Origin of the sequence: Bradyrhizobium sp. HKCCYLS3013, from assembly GCF_051167615.1 — a bacterium.
Taxonomy (GTDB): Bacteria; Pseudomonadota; Alphaproteobacteria; order Rhizobiales; family Xanthobacteraceae; genus Bradyrhizobium.
The window spans coordinates 31,127-49,751 of sequence record NZ_JBNPTK010000015.1 but is presented as its reverse complement, the minus strand read 5'-3'; the positions used below and the strand labels follow the sequence as shown (position 1 = coordinate 49,751).

Below are 18,625 nucleotides of genomic sequence, written 5' to 3'. Positions count from 1 at the left end.
TCTCCGGACGATTGCCGCTGCGCTCGCTCGCAGCTTCGACGAAGGCCGGGAGGTGCGTGCAATGCCTGATATCACCTATTACGTCGCCATGCCGTTCAGACGGGACGAGGCAGGGATGCTGGTCGCAGGCGCGGCCGAGGAATGCCAGAGTTCGTCCGCAGCGCTGCGTCGTGCCGAAGCGATGTCGCGCCTGCCGGATAACATCGGCGCCATTGCCTTCAGCCGCAGCGGCGATCCCTTGATGGGGGAATTCAGCGACGCCCGGCTGCTGCACAAGTTCGGCGAGTTGCCCGACGATCTCGGCGAGTTGTGAGCGCCGTGCACCACAAGCTCTGTCATCGGCGCGGATGGCCCGGGAGCGTCACCGCTGGTCGCCCGACCGGGCCGTTGCGTGCGCTGGGCTCTCGTACCTTCGCTGGGCCTTGCGCATGTACATCGCGCGGTCGGCTTCCTCCAGCGCACGCACCGGGTTGACGCGCTTGTCGAGCAGAGCAATCCCGGCCGACGCGCCGGCACGCACGGTCTGATCGCCGAAGGCGAAGGTCAGGCTGTCGATGGCCTGCTCCAGTTCCGCCGCCTTGGCATGTGCGTCCGCCGCGCTGAGATGCCAGAGCAGCACGCCGAACTCGTCGCCGCCGAGCCGGCCGATCACGTCGGAGGATCGGACATGCTCGCTGAGGACACGCGCAACCGCCTTCAGGACCTCGTCACCAGCGGCATGGCCGAACGTATCATTGATCGGTTTCAGCCGATCGACGTCGAGCACGACCAGGGCACCGGTCGCGTCATAGCGCTTGATGAAGGCGATCGAACGATGGAGCTCGCGGGCGAAGCCGCGACGATTGAAGATGTCGAGCAGGAAGTCGCGCTCAGCGGAGGCCGTCAGCTCGGCGATCCGGGCCTGTGCTGTCGCCAACTCGGCATTAAGGCGTCGGATCGTCTGTCGCGCGCCTGCCGGTACGGAACCGGGTTCAGGAGCCCGCGCGCGCCGCGAAGGCCGATGACGGTACCGGGTTCTTCGCTTCCCGGCTCGCCACGCGGCCGCCATGCGCTTCTTTTTCATCGGACACCTGCCGCGCCACCGTTTGGGCTTGCCGGGCTTGACCAAGACAGGATAGTCCATTCGGACCTTCATGCCATGGCTTGCCGCTGTCAGGACCGATCCTATACTCCGGCCCATGCTGATGGATTCCCGAGAAGAATTGAGGTCATGACCGCCCCGATCGCCATCATCATGGGAAGCCAGTCGGACTGGGATACCATGCGCCATGCCGCCGAGACGCTCGAAGCCCTGGGCGTGAGCTACGACGCCCGGATCGTCTCGGCGCACCGCACCCCGGACCGGCTGTATGCTTTCGCCAAGGGTGCCAAGGCGGCGGGCTACAAGGTCGTGATCGCCGGTGCCGGCGGCGCCGCCCATCTGCCGGGCATGACGGCCTCGCTCACGGAACTGCCCGTGTTCGGCGTCCCCGTCGAGTCGAAGGCGCTGTCGGGGGTCGATTCGCTGTATTCCATCGTCCAGATGCCGGCCGGAATTCCGGTCGGAACGCTCGCCATCGGCAAATCCGGCGCCATTAACGCAGCGCTGCTGGCGGCCAGCGTGCTCGCTCTCTCGGATTCCGCGCTCGCCGGCCGCCTGTCGGCCTGGCGGCAGGCGCAGACCAATGCGATCGCCGAACGTCCGGAGGGCACGGCGTGACCGGCTCCAATCGGGTGAAGCTCAAGCCCGGCGACACCATCGGTATTCTCGGCGGCGGCCAGCTCGGCCGCATGCTGGCGCTGGCTGCGGCGCGGCTCGGGCTGCGCTGCCAGGTGTTCTCGCCGGACCCGGACTCGCCCGCCTTCGACGTCGTGCTGAACGCCACCTGCGCCGAATATGCCGACGTCGAGGCGCTCGAGCTGTTCGCCAATGACGTCGACGTCGTCACCTACGAGTTCGAGAACGTCCCGTCGGCGGCCGCGATGGTGCTGGCGGCAAGGCGCCCGGTGCTGCCGAGCCGCTCTGCGCTGGAGACGACGCAGGATCGGCTGATCGAGAAGGATTTCGTCACCTCGCTCGGTATCCGCACGGCGAACTATGCCGACGTGTCCTCACTCGCCACGTTGCGCGAAGCAGCCTTTCGAATCGGCCTGCCGGCCGTGCTGAAGACACGGCGGTTCGGCTATGACGGCAAGGGCCAGATCAAGATCCGCCAGGGTGACGATCTCGATCGGATCTGGGCCGAGCTCGGCACCAAATCGGCGATCCTCGAGGCGTTCGTTCCGTTCGAGCGCGAGATCTCGGTCGTAGCGGCCCGCGCGGCCGATGGCCAGGTCGAGTGCTTCGACGTCACCGAGAACGAGCATCGCGATCACATCCTGAAGGTGTCGCGGGCGCCAGCCCGCATCCCCGATCCGCTCGCCGACGAGGCCCGGGACATTGCCAGCCGGATCGCCACCGCCCTCGATTACGTCGGGGTGCTCGCCGTGGAGATGTTCGTGGTATCCGATGGACCTGCGCCCGGCGTCCTGGTCAATGAAATTGCCCCCCGGGTGCACAATTCCGGCCACTGGACCCTCGACGGTGCCTCGATTTCCCAGTTCGAACAGCACATCCGCGCGATCGCAGGCTGGCCGCTCGGCAAGCCGCTGCGCCACGGCCACGTCACGATGACGAACCTGATCGGGGACGAGATCGACACCTACGAGCAGTGGCTCACGGTTCCCGGCGCCACCGTGCACCTTTACGGCAAGGGCGCCGCCCGCCCTGGCCGCAAGATGGGGCATGTGACCCAGGTCTCGCCCCTGCCGCCGAGGCAGGGCTGAAATAAACCGCTCGGGCGCGTTAAACTTGCGGTCAAGAGCCCGTCAGCGGGTGGACAGCGACGGTGTCCTCTGATACATGGGCGCCCTCAAGGTTAAGGGCGCGGCCATTTGCCAGCCCTGACTTCACCAGATTTCAAACCGATAGACTGAGAAAGAGGATGCCGCGTGCAGGTTCTCGTTCGCGATAACAATGTCGATCAAGCCCTCAAGGCGCTCAAGAAGAAGATGCAGCGTGAGGGCATTTTCCGCGAGATGAAGCTTCGCGGCCATTACGAGAAGCCGTCCGAGAAGAAAGCCCGTGAGAAGGCCGAAGCCGTGCGCCGTGCGCGCAAGCTGGCCCGCAAGAAGCTGCAGCGCGAAGGCCTGCTGCCGATGAAGCCGAAGCCGGTGTTCGGCGCTGGCCCGGGCGGTGATCGTGGCGCTGGTCGTGGTCCTGGTGCAGGTGCCCGTCCCGGCGCGCCGCGCTGATCCAGCCTGATCGATCCGACGTCGTCTGAAGCGCGGGCCTCTGGCTCGCGTTTTTGTTTTGGGCACCTCATTTTGATTTCGCGCCTCCCTGCCATCCGGCGTCCGGATCCAGCCGCGGTGTGCCCGCTCGTCGCTACGATGCAGAGCACGGCACGCCCCAAAGAAAAAGCGGCGGACCAGCAGGCCCGCCGCTCGATCTCGTTCGAGAGCAATGCCGATCAATTATTTCGGCAGCACCGAGTGGAACACCGATTTCGCCGCCGACATCATGTCCTGCGCCACGTTGGACATCTGGTCCTTGATCGAAGGATCGGACTTGTCGGCACGCAGGTCGAGCGGACGCAACTGCTGGACGGGGATCTCCGCGGGCGGCGTCGGGCGCCCGTCCGGCTGCAATGATCCCGTGTAGGTCGGGCTCGAGGCCGACGGCATGATGAAACCCTGCTCGGCCGGAGGCGCGGAGACCGTCACCGGAGGCGGCAGCGGACGAACCGGCGACACCTGAGGTAACGCGGTTGCGACGCGCGGCGCCTCGCCAGCCCCGCGGGCTGCATCGGTCGACGGCTTCTCGGCAGCCGCCTTGCCGGCACCTTCGCTCGCGCGCAACCGCTCGATCGCGGCGCGGGCAAGATCGGCAGCATCCCGGCGATCTTCCTGCTGGGTCGCTGGGGCCTCGGCCGAAGTGCCACGCACGATCAGCTTTTCCTTCGACGATGCAGGATGGCGCGAGGCCTGCGGATCGGCCGGGAGGCTCGCCGTTTCGGTCGGCTTCACTTCGACGGCCTTCTCGGCGGCCTTGTCGGCCAGCGACTTCTCCGACACGCCCTTGGCCTTGATGCCGGGAGCGGGAATGCTGGAGACCTCGTTCGACGTTTCCGCCGGCTTGGCGTCAGACTTGGGATCGGCCTTCGCGTCCAGCTTGGCAGGGTCGGTCCCGTTGCCCGTGGATTTCGGAGCGTCGCTCTTTGAGCCTGTGAGCTTGGCATAAGCAGCCGAGGCCACCGCCGCCATGGTCGATGGCGGCGAGTCGGGCTTGGTGTTGATGTAGTGATTGACGATGTAGGCCCCGATGATGGTGGCAACCACCGACGGGATGATCTCCATGGCGAACTTTGTGAGATATTTCAGCATGCTGACCACTCCCGCGCGGTATTTGCGGGAACTTTGAGGCACAATTAAGGGACCATCCCACACCTTCCGGAGCTCGCGGACTGCACTCCGTACAGCCGCGACCGCCGAAAAGTCGTTTCCTGAAACCCTTCGAACCGGAGCCGTGCAGCAATCCGAGGGTGTTGCCACAGCTTCCGGATCGCCGGCTCAAGATACCACAATCAGCGGCATCCCGGTAAACAATTGGTTACGGCTTCAATTCAACTTCGAGGAAAACGATCTCGGAACCGGTCTCGTTCAGCACATCGTGTTCGACCCCGGCCTTTCGGAAATAGGATTTGCCGACCGCGAGCTGCGCCTTCGAGCGCTCGCCGGACGGCGCCACGATCGTCATCTCGCCCGCGGTGACCGGCACGATCACGTAATCCATCTCATGAACATGGCGCCCCGTGGCACTGCCGGGCAATAGCCGCCACTCCGTGACGCGGACTTCGGGCGTATCGACCTGGACGTCGGACTGGGCGCTGAGCATGCTGGATCTCTTGAATCAGGGGACGAAGAGCAGAAACAGGAATATCGCGAACACCACCATGTGCACCAGCCCGAACAGGATGTTCGTCCGTCCGGTGCCGAAGGTCAGCATGCTCAGGACGAAGGTCAGGACCAGCAGCACTATTCCCTGCGGGTCCAGCCCGAGGACGAGCTGCTTGTCGAGCACATGGGCGGCGACCGCCACTGCCGGGATGGTCAGCCCTATGGTGGCGAGCGAGGAGCCAAGGGCGAGATTGATGCTCTTCTGCAGGTCGTTGGCGCGGGCGGCCGAGAGGGCGGCGACACTCTCCGGCAGCAGGATCAACAGCGCCACGAGCACGCCTGCGACCGCCTGCGGCGCACCCGTTGCGGCAACGCCGGCGTCGACCACCAGCGAGAACTTCTTGGCAAGCAGGACCACAGCGAGCAGCGCGACCAGCAGCAGCCCGACACTGAGCAACAGCTTCGCGCGCGGCAGCCTGACATCGTCATCGGCGAACCCCACCGAGTTCCCGACGAAATAATCCCGATGGCGGGTGGTCTGCGTATACAGGAACACCGAGTAGAGCAGGATCGTCACGACGCTGACGAAGGCGATCTGCACGGCAGAATACACCGGACCTGGCGACGTCAAGGTATAATTCGGCAGCACCAGCGTGATGGTTGCCATCGTGAACAGTACGCTGAGATACAGATTGGCACCGGAGACCAGCACGTCCTGCTCGCGATAGCGCAGGCCGCCGATGAAGATGCAGATGCCGGCCAGGCCGTTGCACACGATCATGACCACCGCAAACACGGTGTCGCGGGCGAGCGCCGGCGCAGCCTTGTCGCCGAGCATGATGGTGGCGATCAGCGCCACCTCGATCACCGTCACCGCCAGGGTCAGGAGCAGCGTGCCGAACGGCTCGCCGATCTCATGCGCGATCACCTCGGCATGGTGCACGGCCGCGAACACCGTGCCGAACAGGACCACCAGCAGCACCGCGGCGAAGACCACACCAGCGGCCGAAGGCGTGAAGTCATAATGCGTCGCCGTGACGATCGCGACCAGCGCGACCGCCAAGCCGGGAAAGATCACCGATGATGCGGGCGTTGCGCCCTTCACGCTCATGATTCGCGTCCTTCGATCCGTTCTGTCCGACTATGCGCGACAGCGAGGCGATCGTCACGCGGTCCGGCCGTGACAGGGTCTCAACCAGGACGGTCTCTGAAGGTGCCGTCGATCAGGTCAATGCGGACTGAGCAGCGGATGAATCGGAAGCACGGTCAGCAGCACGAACAGCGGAATGAGGACGGCACCTGCCCGCAGCATGTAGCCGAAGAAGCTCGGCATCTGGATGCCCCGCTCATTGGCGATCGCTGCGACCATGAAGTTCGGCGCATTTCCGATATAGGTCAGTGCGCCCATGTAGACTGCGCCCATCGAGATCGCCGCCAGCGTTCCCGAGAGCTCGCCCATCAGCACCTTGGGATCGCCGCCCGCCAATTCGAAGAACAAGAGATAGGTCGGGGCATTGTCGAGGAAGGCCGACATCAGCCCGGTGGACCAGAAATAGGCGACCTCCCGCGGCGCGCCGGCGGGTGTCGTCACGGCATCCAACAGCCAGCCGAAAGAGCCACTGCGACCCGCATTCAGCATGGCGATGACCGGAACGATCGCGGTGAAGATCGCCGCGAACAGCTTGGCGACCTCTCGGATCGGCTCCCAGTTGAACCCGTTCGCCTCGCGGTGCTCGTCCGGCGTAAGCCAGAGCGACAGGCCGGCGATCGCCACGAGGACGGCATCGCGCACGAGATTCTGAAGCTCGACATGCGTGCCGAAGACGTCGAAGGAGATGCCCGGCTTCCAGGTCGCCGATACCAGCGTGTTGACGACGATGGCCGCGATCAGGACGACGTTGACGAGCCCGCGAACACGAACCGGCTCGCTCGTGCCATCCGTGCTCGAAGGCTTCTCGGCACGGAAGCGCCATGCGTCGATCGCGGCAAAGATCACGAGCAACAGGCCGGCGACGATCGCGGTCTGCAGCCAGAGCTGTTGCGTCGTCCAGAAGAAGTCGACGCCACGCAGAAAGCCGACGAACAGTGGCGGATCGCCGAGCGGGCTCAGTGCACCACCGACATTGGCGGCCAGAATGATGAAGAAGATCAGCACGTGCACATTATGCGGCCGGCTCAGATTGGCGCGGATCAGGGGACGCACCAGGATCATCGCGGCGCCCGTCGTGCCGACGACGCTCGCGATGATCGTGCCGAGCGCCAGGATGGCGGTGTTGGTCGCGGGCGTGCCCTTGATGTCGCCGGTCACCAGGATGCCGCCGGCGACCGTATAGAGGGCGAACAGCAGCACGATAAAGCTGAGATATTCGGCGAGCAGCGCGTGGACGAAGGCAGCGAGCGCCGTGCCAAGCCCTGCATTCCAGGTCAACGCCGCCAACGCCACCAAGGCCCATGCCGCGGCGATCTTTCCGTAGTGATGATGCCAGAACCTGGCAAACAGCAACGGCCCGAGCGCGATCGACAACAGCAGTCCCGCGAATGGCAGTGCGAACGGCCAGGTCATCGCCGCGCCGTTCAGCCCGGCGGCATGCGCCTGCACCGGCAGGCTCCCAAAGAGCAGGACGATCCCGAGGAGAGCCGGCCACCGCGATCGATGGACGTTACAAGCCGTCGATGAAGCTCTTGGCCGTCTCAGTCGCACCGAAAAGATCCAGGTCATTATGTCCGCCGTTGGGAAACCGTACGAAGCGCTTGGGGTCATGCGCAAGTGCGAACAATCGTTCCCCGAAGCGGATCGAAATCGCCGGATCCCTTTCGCCATGCATGATCAGGAGCGGCACACGCACATCGGCGATGCGCCGATCGGAATGGAAGCTGTCGAGCATCAGCAGACTGACCGGAACCACCTTCAGCATCTCCGACGCGACATCGACCGTGGATGTATAGGGCGCTTCGAGGATCAGCTTGGCGACCGGATGCTCCGCGGCGATCGCGGTGGCCACGCCGCTGCCGAGGGAAAAACCCCAGGCCACGATCCGTCCCGACTCGTAGCGCTGTGTCGTGAACGCATAGGCGACTGCGGCATCTTGCAGCAGCCCGTGCTCACTGGGACTGCCGCTGGACCCCGCATAGCCGCGATAGGACAGCGCAACGAGACCGGTGCCGTCGGCCGTGAGCGCCTTGAAGCGCGACACCACGCCCGCGAGAAAATCGCCATTGCCCGGGAAGTACAGAACGACCTTGTGGCCAGGCTTCGCCGGCACATGCCAGACGATGACCCTCTCGCCATCGACCGAGGTCAGCACATGCTCCTCAGCCTGAGGAAACCCGGCTGCAGCCGGTGCCGTGCGGCCCACCGGCGGAATGGGGAACAGCACTGCACGCTGGCGGACGAATAGGGCCGCAAGCACGATGCCGTAGACCGCCGCCACGACGATCAGGAGCCATTTCAGAAACGTCATGGCTCCCGATGCCGCCGGCTACATGCCCTTGACGATGTTCTCGGTCATCTTCTTGGCGTCGCCGAGCAGCATCATCGTGTTGTCGCGGTAGAACAGCGGATTGTCGATGCCGGCATAGCCCGACGCCAGCGAGCGCTTGATGAACATCACGGTGCCGGCCTTCCAGACCTGCAGCACCGGCATGCCGTAGATCGGCGAGGACTTGTCCTCCTCGGCCGCCGGATTGGTGACGTCGTTGGCGCCGATCACGAAGGCGACGTCGGCCTGGGCGAATTCCGAGTTGATGTCCTCGAGCTCGAACACCTCGTCATAGGGAACGTTGGCTTCGGCGAGCAGCACGTTCATGTGGCCGGGCATGCGGCCAGCGACCGGATGAATCGCGTATTTCACCTCGACGCCTTCCTTCTTCAGCGTGTCGGCCATCTCGCGCAGCGCGTGCTGCGCCTGGGCGACCGCCATGCCGTAGCCGGGCACGATGATCACCTTCGAGGCGTTCTTCATGATGAAGGCGGCATCGTCGGCCGAGCCGAGCTTGGCCGGCTTCTGCTCGCCGGTGCCACCGCCCGCCGCTGCGGTCTCACCGCCGAAGCCGCCGAGGATGACCGAGATGAAGGACCGGTTCATCGCATGGCACATGATATAGGACAGGATCGCACCGGACGAGCCGACCAATGCGCCGGTGATGATCAGCGCCGAATTACCGAGCGTGAAGCCGATGCCCGCGGCCGCCCAGCCGGAGTAGGAGTTCAGCATCGAGATCACGACCGGCATGTCGGCGCCGCCGATCGGGATGATCATGAGCACGCCGAGCGCCAGCGCCAGCAGCGTCACCATCAGGAAGTCGAAGCCGCCGCCCGTCATCACCAGGCGGATCACGAAGAAGACCAGCGCCACGGCGAGCGCGATGTTGATGATGTGACGCGCCGGCAGAATGATCGGCGCGCCGCTCATCCGCGCGGACAGCTTGAGGAAGGCGATGACCGAGCCGGTGAAGGTCAGCGCGCCGATGGCGACGCCGAGCGACATCTCGACCAGGCTCTGCGGGTGGATGTTGCCGGGCGTTCCGATGTCGAACGCTTCCGGCGCGAAGAACGCGCCGGCGGCGACCAGCACCGCGGCCATGCCGACCAGCGAATGGAAGGCGGCGACGAGCTCGGGCATCGACGTCATCGGCACCCGGCGCGCAATGACTGCGCCGATGCCGCCGCCGATCGCAACGCCGAGGATCACGAGGATCCAGGCGATCGCATCCGCCGGTGGATGCCCAGCCAGCGTGGTGGCGACCGCAATCGCCATGCCGGCCATGCCGAAGAAGTTGCCTTGCCGGCTGGAGGCCGGGCTCGACAGCCCGCGAAGAGACAGGATGAACAGCACACCTGCCACGAGATAAAGGAGTGCCGACAGATTGGCGTTCATTGCAGATGCCCCGTTGTGCCTGTCATCCCGCGTCGTGCGGCGTTGTTACTTGGACTTCTTCTTGTACATCGCCAGCATGCGCTGGGTGACGAGGAAGCCGCCGAAGATGTTCACGCAGGCGAAGATCAGCGCGATGAAGCCGAACGCTCGCGCCAGACCACTGCCGCTCGACAGCATGGGAACGCCGACCGCCAGCAGCGCGCCGACAACGATCACCGAGGAGATCGCATTGGTCACCGACATCAGCGGCGTGTGCAGGGCCGGCGTCACCGACCACACCACGAAGTAGCCGACGAACACCGCCAGCACGAAGATCGACAGCCGGAAGACGAAGGGGTCGACGGCTTGGACGACATGTTCCATGGCTCTGCTCCTTAGGCCTTCGGCTGGAAGTTCGGGTGGACGATGGCGCCATCCTTTGTCAAAGCCGTGGCCTTGACCAGCTCGTCGTCCCAGTTCACCGCCAGTGTCTTTTCCTTCTTATCGATCATCGTCTCGATGAAGGAGAACAGGTTGCGGGCGTAGAGACCGGAGGCGGACGCTGCGACCCGGCCGGCGAGATTGGGGTAGCCGATGATCTTGACGCCGTCGATCTCGACGGTCTCGCCGAGCTTGACGCCCTCGACATTGCCGCCACGCTCGACCGCAAGGTCGACCAGGACCGAGCCAGGGCGCATCGACTTCACCATCTCCATGGTGACGAGGCGCGGCGCCGGACGGCCGGGAATCAGCGCAGTGGTGATGATGACGTCCTGCTTCTTGATGTGTTCCGCCGTCAGCGCCGCCTGCTTGGCCTGGTACTCCTTGGACATCTCCTTGGCATAGCCACCGGCCGTCTGCGCGTTCTTGAACTCCTCGTCCTCGACCGCCAGGAATTTGGCGCCGAGGCTCTCCACCTGCTCCTTGGTGGCGGGGCGCACGTCGGTGGCGGAGACCATGGCGCCGAGCCGGCGCGCGGTTGCGATGGCCTGCAGGCCGGCGACGCCGACGCCCATCACGAAGACCTTGGTCGCCGGCACGGTGCCGGCCGCGGTCATCATCATCGGGAAGGCGCGACCGAACGCCTCGGCGCCCTCGATCACGGCGCGGTAGCCGGCGAGGTTCGCCTGGCTCGACAGCACGTCCATCACCTGGGCGCGGGTGATGCGCGGCATCAGTTCCATCGCGAACGAGGCAATGCCGGCATCGGCCATCGCCTTGAGCGCGGCATCGTTGCCGTAGGGATCCATGATCGCGAACACCAAGGCGCCGCGCCGATAGTTGGCGAGCTCGGAGGCTTCCGGCCGCTTCACCTTGATGATGATGTCGGCGTCCTTCAGCGCGTCGGCGCTGACGGTTGCGCCTGCCGCCGTGAATTCCGAATCCGGCAGGCCGGACTTGATGCCGGCGCCGGGCTCGACCGCGATCTCGGCACCCAACGCCTTGAACTTCTTCACCGTGTCGGGAGAGGCGGCGACCCGCGGCTCCAACGGGTCGATTTCCTTGGCGACGGCAATCTTCATGAGGCCTCCGGCGCGAATGCGCGCGCGAGCTTAAAAGGGCGGGACGTCCATGGCTTCAGCATGACGGCGGATCGGCCCGGCCAGTCAGCTGAAGGCCCGCCGGCGGAGATGCCGGCGGGCCCATAGCGACATTAAGCGAGGAAAATAGCCATCAAGATGACGATGAGAGCGACGCTGATCGTGCCGTACTTCACCAGCTTGATGAAGCCCTCATAGGTGGCCTCATGTGCCACGTAGTCGTTGCCGTCAGCCGTCGAGTAGGCGATCTCGCCATGGTTTGCCATCGGGGTCCCCCAGAGAAAAATTGCTTTGTTAAGGTCGCATACCTCAAAGCCGATGCAAGGGCAACGGCTGGCATGCAAGGCGATTTTATCGGCTTTTCCGATCGGGCTATTGGCCAGGCCAATTGTCACGGATCCAGCGCGTCAGGCTGGCCTCGCTGACCTCGCCGGCGGCGAGGGCGAGGATCATGGCAGTTGCCTGCGCAGGGTCGGGCGCGAACGCGATTTCGTGTCTGCGCAGAAACGTCATCATCGCCATGAACGCGATGCGCTTGTTGCCGTCGACGAAGGCGTGGTTCTTGGCGAGCCCGAATGCGTAGGCCGCGGCAAGCTCCGGCAGCGTCGCCTGCTCATAGCTCCATTTGTTGACCGGACGCTCCAACGCCGACCGCAGCATTCCTTGTTCGCGCAGTCCTGGCGCGCCGCCGAAGCGGCGCAACTGACGGGCGTGAATCGCGATCGCCTGCTCGTAGGTGATCCAAAGCGGCTCTTGCTGGTCGCTCATTTGGCGAGCGCGGCGAGGGTGTCGCGGTACTCATCCATAATGTCGTCGGCGATCTCCATCGTCCGCTCGAAATCCGGATCGTAGGGGAGCGCCTGGAATCCGCCCCCGGGCAGTTCCACGATATGCAATTGCTGGCCGCGCTTGAGATCGAGCCGCTGCATCAACTCGCGCGGCAGCAACAGGCCATCGGAATTGCCGATCTTCTTGATCTCGATCTTCATGGTGAGGTCCGGTAGCGAGAAAGGGGCGTGTTATACAGACGTATAACGCACCCCTTTCTGCCGTTCAACAAATGTTTAACAGCCCTACCCCATCGCCTCCAGCTCGTCGATCATGCCGGCGATGACCGACAGGCCGCCGTCCCAGAACCTGGGGTCCTTGGCGTCCAGTCCGAATGGGGCGAGCAGCTCCGAATAGTGCTTCGTTCCGCCGGCGGACAGCATCGCCAGATAACGCTCGGCGAAGCCGTCGGCGGCGTGCTCATAGACGGCATAGAGCGAGTTCACGAGGCAGTCGCCGAACGCATAGGCGTAGACGTAGAACGGCGAATGGATGAAGTGCGGGATATACATCCAGAAGTTCTCGTAGCCCGGCTTGATCTCGATCGCCTCGCCGAGGCTCTCGGTCTGCACCGAGAGCCAGATCTGGCCGAGCCGCTCCGCGGTCAGTTCGCCATTCTTGCGCTCGGTATGAACCGCGCGCTCGAACGAATAGAACGCGATCTGCCGCACCACCGTGTTGATCATGTCCTCGACCTTGCCGGCGAGCAGCGCTTGGCGCTGCTTGGCATCCTTGGTCTCCGACAATAGCCGCTTGAAGGTCAGCATCTCGCCGAACACGCTCGCGGTCTCGGCGAGCGTCAGCGGCGTCGGCGCCATCAGCGCGCCGTTCTTGGCCGCCAGCACCTGGTGCACGCCATGGCCGAGCTCATGCGCGAGCGTCATCACGTCGCGCGGCTTGCCCTGGTAGTTCATCAGCACATAGGGATGCGCCGAGGGCGTGGTCGGATGCGAGAACGCGCCCGGCGCCTTGCCCGGGCGCACCGGCGCATCGATCCAGCTGTGATCGAAGAAGCGCTGGGCGATGTCGGCCATCTCCGGCGAGAAGCCGCGATAGGCCGTCAGCACCATGCTCTTCGCCTCCGGCCACGCGATGGTGGCATTGGCGGCGAACGGCAGCGGCGCGTTGCGGTCCCAATGCGCGAGCTTCTTCTTTTTGAACCAGCGCGCCTTGAGCTGGTAGTAGCGATGCGACAGCTTCGGGTAGGCCGCGCGGACCGAGGCCACCAGCGCATCGACCACCTCGCGCTCGACGCGGTTGTTGAGATGGCGGGAGTCCGCGACATCCTGGAAGCCGCGCCAGCGGTCGGAGATGTCCTTGTCCTTGGCGAGCGTGTTGGTGATCAGCGCGAAGGTGCGCTCATTGGCCTTGAAGGTCTTGGCGAGCGCCTCGGCGGCGGCCTTGCGCTTGGCGCCGTCGCGGTCCTGCAGGAAGTTCAAGGTCGGCTCGATCGCGAGCTCCTTGCCCCCGACCTGGAAGCGCAGACCTGCGATGGTCTGGTCGAACAGCCGGTTCCAGGCGGAATAGCCGGTCTGCGACTTCTCGTGGAACAACTGCTCGACACGGTCTTCGAGCTGATACGGCTTGTCCTTGCGCAGATCCTCGATCCAGGGACGGTAGTGGCCGAGCGCAGGCGTCTCCATCGCGCGCGCGATCACGGCGTCGTCGATGCGGTTGAGCTCGAGCGCGAAGAACAGCAGGTGAGTCGACGCAGCCGTCAGCCGCTCCGAGATGTCGCCGTAAAATTTGGAAATCGCCGGATCGACGCTGTCGCCGGCGTGCGCGAGACCCGCGAACGAGCCGAGCCGCCCGGCGAGATCGTCGATCGCCTCATAGCGCCGGACCGCTTCTGCGAGCCATTCGCCGCCGTCTTCGCGCGCGACGTGCTCGGCGATCTTGCCCTTGTAGTCGGTCTCAAACGCGACGCATTCGGCATTCATCTTCGCGAGATCGTGAGCGATCTCCGGCGCGTCGATGCCGCTATAAAGATCGCCGAGATTCCATTCGGGCAGCGCCCCGATTCCCGTCTTGGCCGCGACTGTCTTCTTCGCCGGCTTGGCAGACGATTTCGCCGCAGCGCCACGCACGGATTTCGCGGCGGGCTTCGACGTTTTGACAGCAGGCTTCTTGGCCGGCTCGTTAGCCAGTTTGGCCTTGACGGCTTTGGAGGGAGGAGCAGCTTTGGTCGGCTTGCGAAGAGCGGAGGAGGCGCGCGAGGTCATCGGATGGGTAACCTGTTGTTCGAACGTTTATCCCGATCAGCGAGGTTTAAGGTTGCGTTAATCGGCGTCGGCGAGAGTGCCCCGATTCGAGACAGATAGTCGTAGCGTGCAAGGAAAGCCATGGCTGCCAGCATTTTGATTGCCGATGATGATCCGGTCCAGCGCCGGCTGGTGGAGAACATGGTTCAAAAATGCGGCTACGAGGCGGTCGTTGTCGAGACCGGCGACGCCGTCATCGAGAAGCTGACCAATCCCGATGCCGGCCCCATCGACGCCATCGTGCTCGACCTCGTGATGCCCGGCCTCGACGGCATGGGGGTGCTCTCGAAAATGCGCGAGGCGGGCATCTCGATTCCGGTCATCGTGCAGACCGCGCATGGCGGCATCGACAACGTCGTCTCGGCCATGCGCGCCGGCGCACAGGATTTCGTCGTCAAGCCGGTCGGCATCGAGCGGCTGCAGGTGTCGCTGCGCAATGCGCTGAACACCTCGGCGCTGAAGGGCGAATTGCAGCGCATCCGGCACAGCCGCGAAGGCCGCCTGACCTTCGCCGACATCATCACCCGCGCCGAGGCGATGGCGCCGATCCTGCGCATCGCGGAGAAGGCCGCGGCCTCGTCGATTCCCGTGCTGATCGAAGGCGAATCGGGCGTCGGCAAGGAGCTGTTCGCCCGCGCCATCCACGGCACCAGCGAGCGCAAGACGAAGCCGTTCGTCGCCGTCAATTGCGGCGCGATTCCGGACAATCTGGTGGAATCGATCCTGTTCGGTCACGAGAAGGGCGCATTCACCGGCGCGACCGAGCGTCACATGGGCAAGTTCGTCGAAGCCCATGGCGGCACGCTGTTCCTCGACGAGGTCTCGGAGCTGCCGCTCACCGCCCAGGTCAAGCTGCTGCGCGCCCTGCAGGAGGGCGCCGTCGAGGCGGTGGGCGGCCGCAAGCCGGTCAAGGTCGACGTGCGCATCATCTCGGCGACCAATCGCAGGCTGCTCGACCGCGTCAAGGAAGGACATTTTCGCGAGGATCTGTTCTACCGGCTGCATGTGCTGCCGCTGACCATTCCGCCGCTGCGCACCCGCCGCGAGGACATCCCGCATCTGTTGCGGCATTTCCTCGCGCGGTTTGCGGCCGAGGAGAACCGCGCCATTTCGGGCATCAGCGGCGAGGCCGTCGCCTATCTGACCAAGCTCGACTGGCCCGGTAACATCCGCCAGTTGGAAAACGCGGTCTACCGCGCCGTCGTCATGGGCGAGAGCGACCAGCTCGGCGTGGCCGATTTTCCGCTGATTCCCACCCACGCGCCGCCGGTCGAGCCTGCGCCGGCCCTCACCGTGGAGCGGCCTGTTCCTCCCCTGCCTGCGATGGTACCGGGTAGTGAAGTACCCATTGCCCCTCTGCCCTCGCATGGGTTCCTGCCGCTGCTCACCGCGAGCGGCGAGGTGCGGCCGCTCGAGGAGATGGAGCATGAGATCATCCGCTTCGCCATCGCCCATTACCGCGGCCAGATGTCGGAGGTGGCGCGCCGCCTCAAAATCGGACGCTCGACGCTCTACCGCAAACTCGACGAAGCCAATGGCGAGACGCCCGCAACGGAAAGCCCGCCGCTCGGCTGAGCCGCGCGGATGCTCACCATGGTCGCGCTCGGCTGTCGTCCGAAAAAGGCCGCAAGTCTTGGCAACAATGGAACATCTGAACCGTTGCCTTGCGGTGACAGACAAAGGAAATAACGCGTGGCACAAACGCACGATCGGTTTGGCCGGGGTTTCCCAAGAGTCAGTTTGTCGTGAGTTGTCCCGTGTGGCGCTGGCCGCAGAAGTGGGGCTTGAGTATCGTTTGGGCGTGAATCATTGCGTGCAGACGTGAGCCATCCTCACCGGCGGTACCCACGCCGAAGCTGGCGGATCGACCTTGTTACACCTGTTCCAGCCGGGACAGATCATCCGAGGGATTGACGATGCGAGATTGTGTGACCACCCGTGGCGGATATGACCGCGTGCTCATGGCTGTCGCGGCGACCTTCCTCGCGGTGTCCTCGACCTCTGCTTTCGCCCAGAGCGATCCGCCCCGCAACAGCGCGGCCGAGCTGGCCATCGATGCGGCGATCCCGTTCCCCGAGCCGGCCAACGTGCCGCCGCCGACCGCCAGTGACTTCAAACTCGACACAACCAAATCCGACACCACCGCAACCGTGTCGCCCGAGCAGGTCAAGGCGCCCGAGACCACGGTCAAGCCGGTCGACTCTGCGGCGGCGCCTGCGGCCGATCCCACCAAGACCGTCGCCACGCCGCCCGCAGCGGCTCCTGCCACCGCGACAGCCCCGGAGCCGGTCAAGGCCGCCAGCACCGTTCCCGCCGCCGACCAGCCCGTTGCCGACCGTCTGCGCGACCTGATGGCGACCAAGGCGACGAAGTATTTCGACCGCAAGGCCGAGCGCGCCGCCGTCGAGAAGTTCTACACCGGCCGCGACTATGCGCCGGTCTGGACCCAGGGCGGCAGCCTGACCGCCGCCGCGAAGGGCGTCATCGCCCGTCTCAAGGATGCAGCAGCCGACGGCCTCAATCCCGGCGACTATCCGGTGCCGGACTTCGCAGCCGCAGCCTCCGCACCGGATGCACTCGCGGAGGCCGACCTCAGGCTCACCGAGAGCATGATGGACTACGCGCGCCAGGCGCAGAGCGGCCGCATGCACTGGTCGCAGGTCTCGGCGGACATCCAGTATCCCGAGCATCCGGTCGACCCCAACGAGGTGCTGGCCAACGTCACCGGCGCCAAGGACGCCTCGGCGGCGCTCGAGAGCTACAACCCTCCGCACAAGCTCTACAAGCTCTTGAAGGCCAAGCTCGCCGAGCTGCGCGGCGTCACCGACGGCGCGCCCGTGATCATCGACGAAGGCCAGCCGCTGAAATACACGCCTGCCCGCGGCAAGAATGCGCCGGAGGCCGAGGCGCAGATGTCCGACCCGCGCGTGCCGAAGCTGCGCGCCAAGCTCGGTCTCACCGAGAATGCCGACGACATCCGCTACGACGCCAAGGTCGCCGCCGCCGTCCGCAAGCTCCAGGAGAGCGTCGACCTCAAGCCGACCGGAGTGCTCGACGACCGCACGGTGAAGGCGCTGAACACGCCCAAGCGCGACAAGCAGATCGATACGGTCCTCGTCAACATGGAGCGCTGGCGCTGGCTGCCGCGCGACCTCGGCGCCCCCGGCATCGGCGACGCCTATGTGATCCTCAACATCCCCGACTACACGCTGAAGGTGATGCAGCACGGCGCGCAGGTGTGGAGCACCCGCGTGGTGACCGGCAAGCCCGGGCAGCATGCGACGCCGCTGCTCAGCGAGACGATGAAGTTCATCACGGTCAATCCGACTTGGAACGTGCCGCCGTCGATCATCTACAACGAGTATCTGCCGGCCCTGCAGCAGGATCCGACGGTGCTCGACCGCATGGGGCTCCGGCTGGAGCGCGCGCGCGACGGCTCGATCCACATCTCGCAGCCGCCGGGCGAGGCCAACGCGCTCGGCCGCATCCGCTTCAACTTCCCGAACAAGTTCCTGGTCTATCAGCACGACACGCCGGACAAGAACCTGTTCGCCCGTGACGAGCGCGCCTTCAGCCATGGCTGCATGCGCGTACAGTATCCGGATCAGTACGCGTCGGTCCTGCTCAACATCACCATGCCCGGCGAGCGCTACACGCCCGAGCGCATCCGCAGCATGTACGGCCGGAGCGAGATCGACCTGAAATTCCCGACGCCGATTCCGGTCAACATCACCTACCAGACCGCCTTCGTCGACGATGCCGGCAAGCTGCAATTCCGCAAGGACATCTATGGCCGCGACGCCACCATGATCGCGATCCTGAAGAACAGCCGCGGCAAGGATCTCGAGAACGTCGTCGCCCATGCCCAGCCGAGCTACGCGCGTCCGAAGGGGCCGCTGCCGAACTCGGTCAGCCTCAGCGACAACAGCTTCTCCTCCGGCCCGAACTTCTTCGAGCGGCTGTTTGGCGGCGGCGGCGCGCCGACGCCGCCGGCGCCGGTCGGCCGCCCTGCCCGGCGGGTCTTCACCCGCTGATCAGGCCGCCGATCACGGTCAAATTCCATTTTGAGATCAAAGGCCTCGCCGATCGGCGGGGCCTTTGCTTTAGGTTAACCACAATGATCAACCAAGATTCGATGGCTCTTTTTCGCCACACTCAAGAGTATATGTTAAGGGTAATTGGGGGGCGGGTCGGTGAGTATCCCTTAACCATCCCGCCTTAG

Annotated in this window: 19 protein-coding genes; 6 read left to right on the top strand and 13 right to left on the bottom strand. The window is 64.9% G+C overall.

The genetic code is table 11. The features are described from left to right. The first annotated feature begins 61 nt into the window (after positions 1 to 61). Complete coding sequence (locus tag ACQR1F_RS24360; protein ID WP_315802610.1) at positions 62 to 313, top strand: hypothetical protein; 252 nt, start codon at positions 62 to 64, stop codon at positions 311 to 313. A 48-nt stretch (positions 314 to 361) separates the two neighbouring features. On the opposite strand, the gene ACQR1F_RS24355 is transcribed toward ACQR1F_RS24360, so the two are convergent. Beyond that, positions 362 to 1,063, bottom strand: coding sequence for a GGDEF domain-containing protein (locus ACQR1F_RS24355; protein WP_434914037.1), 702 nt, complete (start codon positions 1,061 to 1,063; stop codon positions 362 to 364). 147 nt (positions 1,064 to 1,210) lie between these two features. On the opposite strand from ACQR1F_RS24355, the gene purE reads away from it, so the two are divergent. From purE to rpsU, 3 genes are all read left to right on the top strand, one after another. Next, entirely contained in the window at positions 1,211 to 1,699 is a 489-nt protein-coding gene (gene purE, locus ACQR1F_RS24350; protein WP_315802609.1) for a 5-(carboxyamino)imidazole ribonucleotide mutase, read from the top strand. Further along, positions 1,696 to 2,805 carry a 5-(carboxyamino)imidazole ribonucleotide synthase gene (locus ACQR1F_RS24345; RefSeq protein WP_315802608.1) on the top strand — a complete coding sequence of 370 codons (1,110 nt, stop codon included), beginning with the start codon at positions 1,696 to 1,698 and terminating at the stop codon, positions 2,803 to 2,805. Before purE ends, ACQR1F_RS24345 begins: the two co-directional genes overlap by 4 nt. Before the next feature lie 165 nt (positions 2,806 to 2,970). Beyond that, positions 2,971 to 3,273: a 30S ribosomal protein S21 gene (gene rpsU / locus ACQR1F_RS24340; RefSeq protein WP_011924350.1), complete on the top strand. Its 303-nt coding sequence runs from the start codon at positions 2,971 to 2,973 to the stop codon at positions 3,271 to 3,273. Between the two features lie 222 nt (positions 3,274 to 3,495). Here the strand turns inward: rpsU and ACQR1F_RS24335 are convergent, their stop codons facing one another. From ACQR1F_RS24335 to ACQR1F_RS24280, 12 genes are all read right to left on the bottom strand, one after another. Beyond that, positions 3,496 to 4,404 (bottom strand): hypothetical protein, encoded by a 909-nt coding sequence (locus tag ACQR1F_RS24335; protein ID WP_434914007.1) that lies wholly within the window; start codon positions 4,402 to 4,404, stop codon positions 3,496 to 3,498. Between the two features lie 226 nt (positions 4,405 to 4,630). Then, positions 4,631 to 4,915, bottom strand: coding sequence for a cupin domain-containing protein (locus ACQR1F_RS24330; protein ID WP_315717559.1), 285 nt, complete (start codon positions 4,913 to 4,915; stop codon positions 4,631 to 4,633). A 15-nt stretch (positions 4,916 to 4,930) separates the two neighbouring features. Continuing rightward, positions 4,931 to 6,028 carry a calcium:proton antiporter gene (locus ACQR1F_RS24325; protein ID WP_434914006.1) on the bottom strand — a complete coding sequence of 366 codons (1,098 nt, stop codon included), beginning with the start codon at positions 6,026 to 6,028 and terminating at the stop codon, positions 4,931 to 4,933. 117 nt (positions 6,029 to 6,145) lie between these two features. Then, the gene (locus tag ACQR1F_RS24320; protein WP_434914036.1) at positions 6,146 to 7,480 is read right to left on the bottom strand and encodes a sodium:proton antiporter; all 1,335 of its coding nucleotides are present in this window, start codon (positions 7,478 to 7,480) and stop codon (positions 6,146 to 6,148) included. Positions 7,481 to 7,577: 97 nt separating this feature from the next. Beyond that, positions 7,578 to 8,378 (bottom strand): alpha/beta hydrolase, encoded by an 801-nt coding sequence (locus ACQR1F_RS24315; RefSeq protein WP_315802605.1) that lies wholly within the window; start codon positions 8,376 to 8,378, stop codon positions 7,578 to 7,580. Positions 8,379 to 8,396: 18 nt separating this feature from the next. After that, complete coding sequence (locus ACQR1F_RS24310; protein WP_316236982.1) at positions 8,397 to 9,794, bottom strand: NAD(P)(+) transhydrogenase (Re/Si-specific) subunit beta; 1,398 nt, start codon at positions 9,792 to 9,794, stop codon at positions 8,397 to 8,399. 45 nt (positions 9,795 to 9,839) lie between these two features. Beyond that, positions 9,840 to 10,157, bottom strand: coding sequence for a proton-translocating transhydrogenase family protein (locus ACQR1F_RS24305; protein WP_284420324.1), 318 nt, complete (start codon positions 10,155 to 10,157; stop codon positions 9,840 to 9,842). Between the two features lie 11 nt (positions 10,158 to 10,168). Beyond that, entirely contained in the window at positions 10,169 to 11,296 is a 1,128-nt protein-coding gene (locus ACQR1F_RS24300; RefSeq protein WP_315753919.1) for a Re/Si-specific NAD(P)(+) transhydrogenase subunit alpha, read from the bottom strand. A gap of 131 nt (positions 11,297 to 11,427) precedes the next feature. Next, the gene (locus ACQR1F_RS24295; RefSeq protein ID WP_315736334.1) at positions 11,428 to 11,580 is read right to left on the bottom strand and encodes an aa3-type cytochrome c oxidase subunit IV; all 153 of its coding nucleotides are present in this window, start codon (positions 11,578 to 11,580) and stop codon (positions 11,428 to 11,430) included. Between the two features lie 106 nt (positions 11,581 to 11,686). Beyond that, a complete protein-coding gene (locus tag ACQR1F_RS24290) occupies positions 11,687 to 12,082 on the bottom strand; it encodes a type II toxin-antitoxin system death-on-curing family toxin (RefSeq protein WP_434914005.1) in 396 nt (131 codons plus the stop codon). Continuing rightward, a complete protein-coding gene (locus ACQR1F_RS24285) occupies positions 12,079 to 12,303 on the bottom strand; it encodes an AbrB/MazE/SpoVT family DNA-binding domain-containing protein (protein ID WP_315802603.1) in 225 nt (74 codons plus the stop codon). The genes ACQR1F_RS24290 and ACQR1F_RS24285 overlap by 4 nt, the downstream gene beginning before the upstream one ends. Before the next feature lie 84 nt (positions 12,304 to 12,387). Continuing rightward, positions 12,388 to 14,364, bottom strand: coding sequence for a M3 family oligoendopeptidase (locus ACQR1F_RS24280; protein WP_434914004.1), 1,977 nt, complete (start codon positions 14,362 to 14,364; stop codon positions 12,388 to 12,390). Between the two features lie 120 nt (positions 14,365 to 14,484). On the opposite strand from ACQR1F_RS24280, the gene ACQR1F_RS24275 reads away from it, so the two are divergent. Together ACQR1F_RS24275 and ACQR1F_RS24270 are read left to right on the top strand one after the other, a co-directional pair. Next, complete coding sequence (locus ACQR1F_RS24275; RefSeq protein ID WP_434914003.1) at positions 14,485 to 15,978, top strand: sigma-54-dependent transcriptional regulator; 1,494 nt, start codon at positions 14,485 to 14,487, stop codon at positions 15,976 to 15,978. A gap of 386 nt (positions 15,979 to 16,364) precedes the next feature. Beyond that, a complete protein-coding gene (locus tag ACQR1F_RS24270; protein ID WP_434914035.1) occupies positions 16,365 to 18,437 on the top strand; it encodes a L,D-transpeptidase family protein in 2,073 nt (690 codons plus the stop codon). Positions 18,438 to 18,625: the final 188 nt, after the last annotated feature.

Excerpts from the sequence above, each read along its gene's own strand:
- ACQR1F_RS24325 (WP_434914006.1), bottom strand. The coding sequence starts at position 6,028 with ATGAGCGTGAAGGGCGCAACGCCCGCATCATCGGTGATCTTTCCCGGC.
- ACQR1F_RS24300 (WP_315753919.1), bottom strand. The coding sequence starts at position 11,296 with ATGAAGATTGCCGTCGCCAAGGAAATCGACCCGTTGGAGCCGCGGGTC.
- ACQR1F_RS24310 (WP_316236982.1), bottom strand. The coding sequence starts at position 9,794 with ATGAACGCCAATCTGTCGGCACTCCTTTATCTCGTGGCAGGTGTGCTG.
- ACQR1F_RS24270 (WP_434914035.1), top strand. The coding sequence starts at position 16,365 with ATGGCTGTCGCGGCGACCTTCCTCGCGGTGTCCTCGACCTCTGCTTTC.
- ACQR1F_RS24335 (WP_434914007.1), bottom strand. The coding sequence starts at position 4,404 with ATGCTGAAATATCTCACAAAGTTCGCCATGGAGATCATCCCGTCGGTG.
- purE (WP_315802609.1), top strand. The coding sequence starts at position 1,211 with ATGACCGCCCCGATCGCCATCATCATGGGAAGCCAGTCGGACTGGGAT.
- ACQR1F_RS24315 (WP_315802605.1), bottom strand. The coding sequence starts at position 8,378 with ATGACGTTTCTGAAATGGCTCCTGATCGTCGTGGCGGCGGTCTACGGC.
- ACQR1F_RS24280 (WP_434914004.1), bottom strand. The coding sequence starts at position 14,364 with ATGACCTCGCGCGCCTCCTCCGCTCTTCGCAAGCCGACCAAAGCTGCT.
- ACQR1F_RS24355 (WP_434914037.1), bottom strand. The coding sequence starts at position 1,063 with ATGAAAAAGAAGCGCATGGCGGCCGCGTGGCGAGCCGGGAAGCGAAGA.
- ACQR1F_RS24295 (WP_315736334.1), bottom strand. The coding sequence starts at position 11,580 with ATGGCAAACCATGGCGAGATCGCCTACTCGACGGCTGACGGCAACGAC.
- ACQR1F_RS24330 (WP_315717559.1), bottom strand. The coding sequence starts at position 4,915 with ATGCTCAGCGCCCAGTCCGACGTCCAGGTCGATACGCCCGAAGTCCGC.
- ACQR1F_RS24290 (WP_434914005.1), bottom strand. The coding sequence starts at position 12,082 with ATGAGCGACCAGCAAGAGCCGCTTTGGATCACCTACGAGCAGGCGATC.
- ACQR1F_RS24275 (WP_434914003.1), top strand. The coding sequence starts at position 14,485 with ATGGCTGCCAGCATTTTGATTGCCGATGATGATCCGGTCCAGCGCCGG.
- ACQR1F_RS24305 (WP_284420324.1), bottom strand. The coding sequence starts at position 10,157 with ATGGAACATGTCGTCCAAGCCGTCGACCCCTTCGTCTTCCGGCTGTCG.
- ACQR1F_RS24285 (WP_315802603.1), bottom strand. The coding sequence starts at position 12,303 with ATGAAGATCGAGATCAAGAAGATCGGCAATTCCGATGGCCTGTTGCTG.
- ACQR1F_RS24320 (WP_434914036.1), bottom strand. The coding sequence starts at position 7,480 with ATGACCTGGCCGTTCGCACTGCCATTCGCGGGACTGCTGTTGTCGATC.
- ACQR1F_RS24360 (WP_315802610.1), top strand. The coding sequence starts at position 62 with ATGCCTGATATCACCTATTACGTCGCCATGCCGTTCAGACGGGACGAG.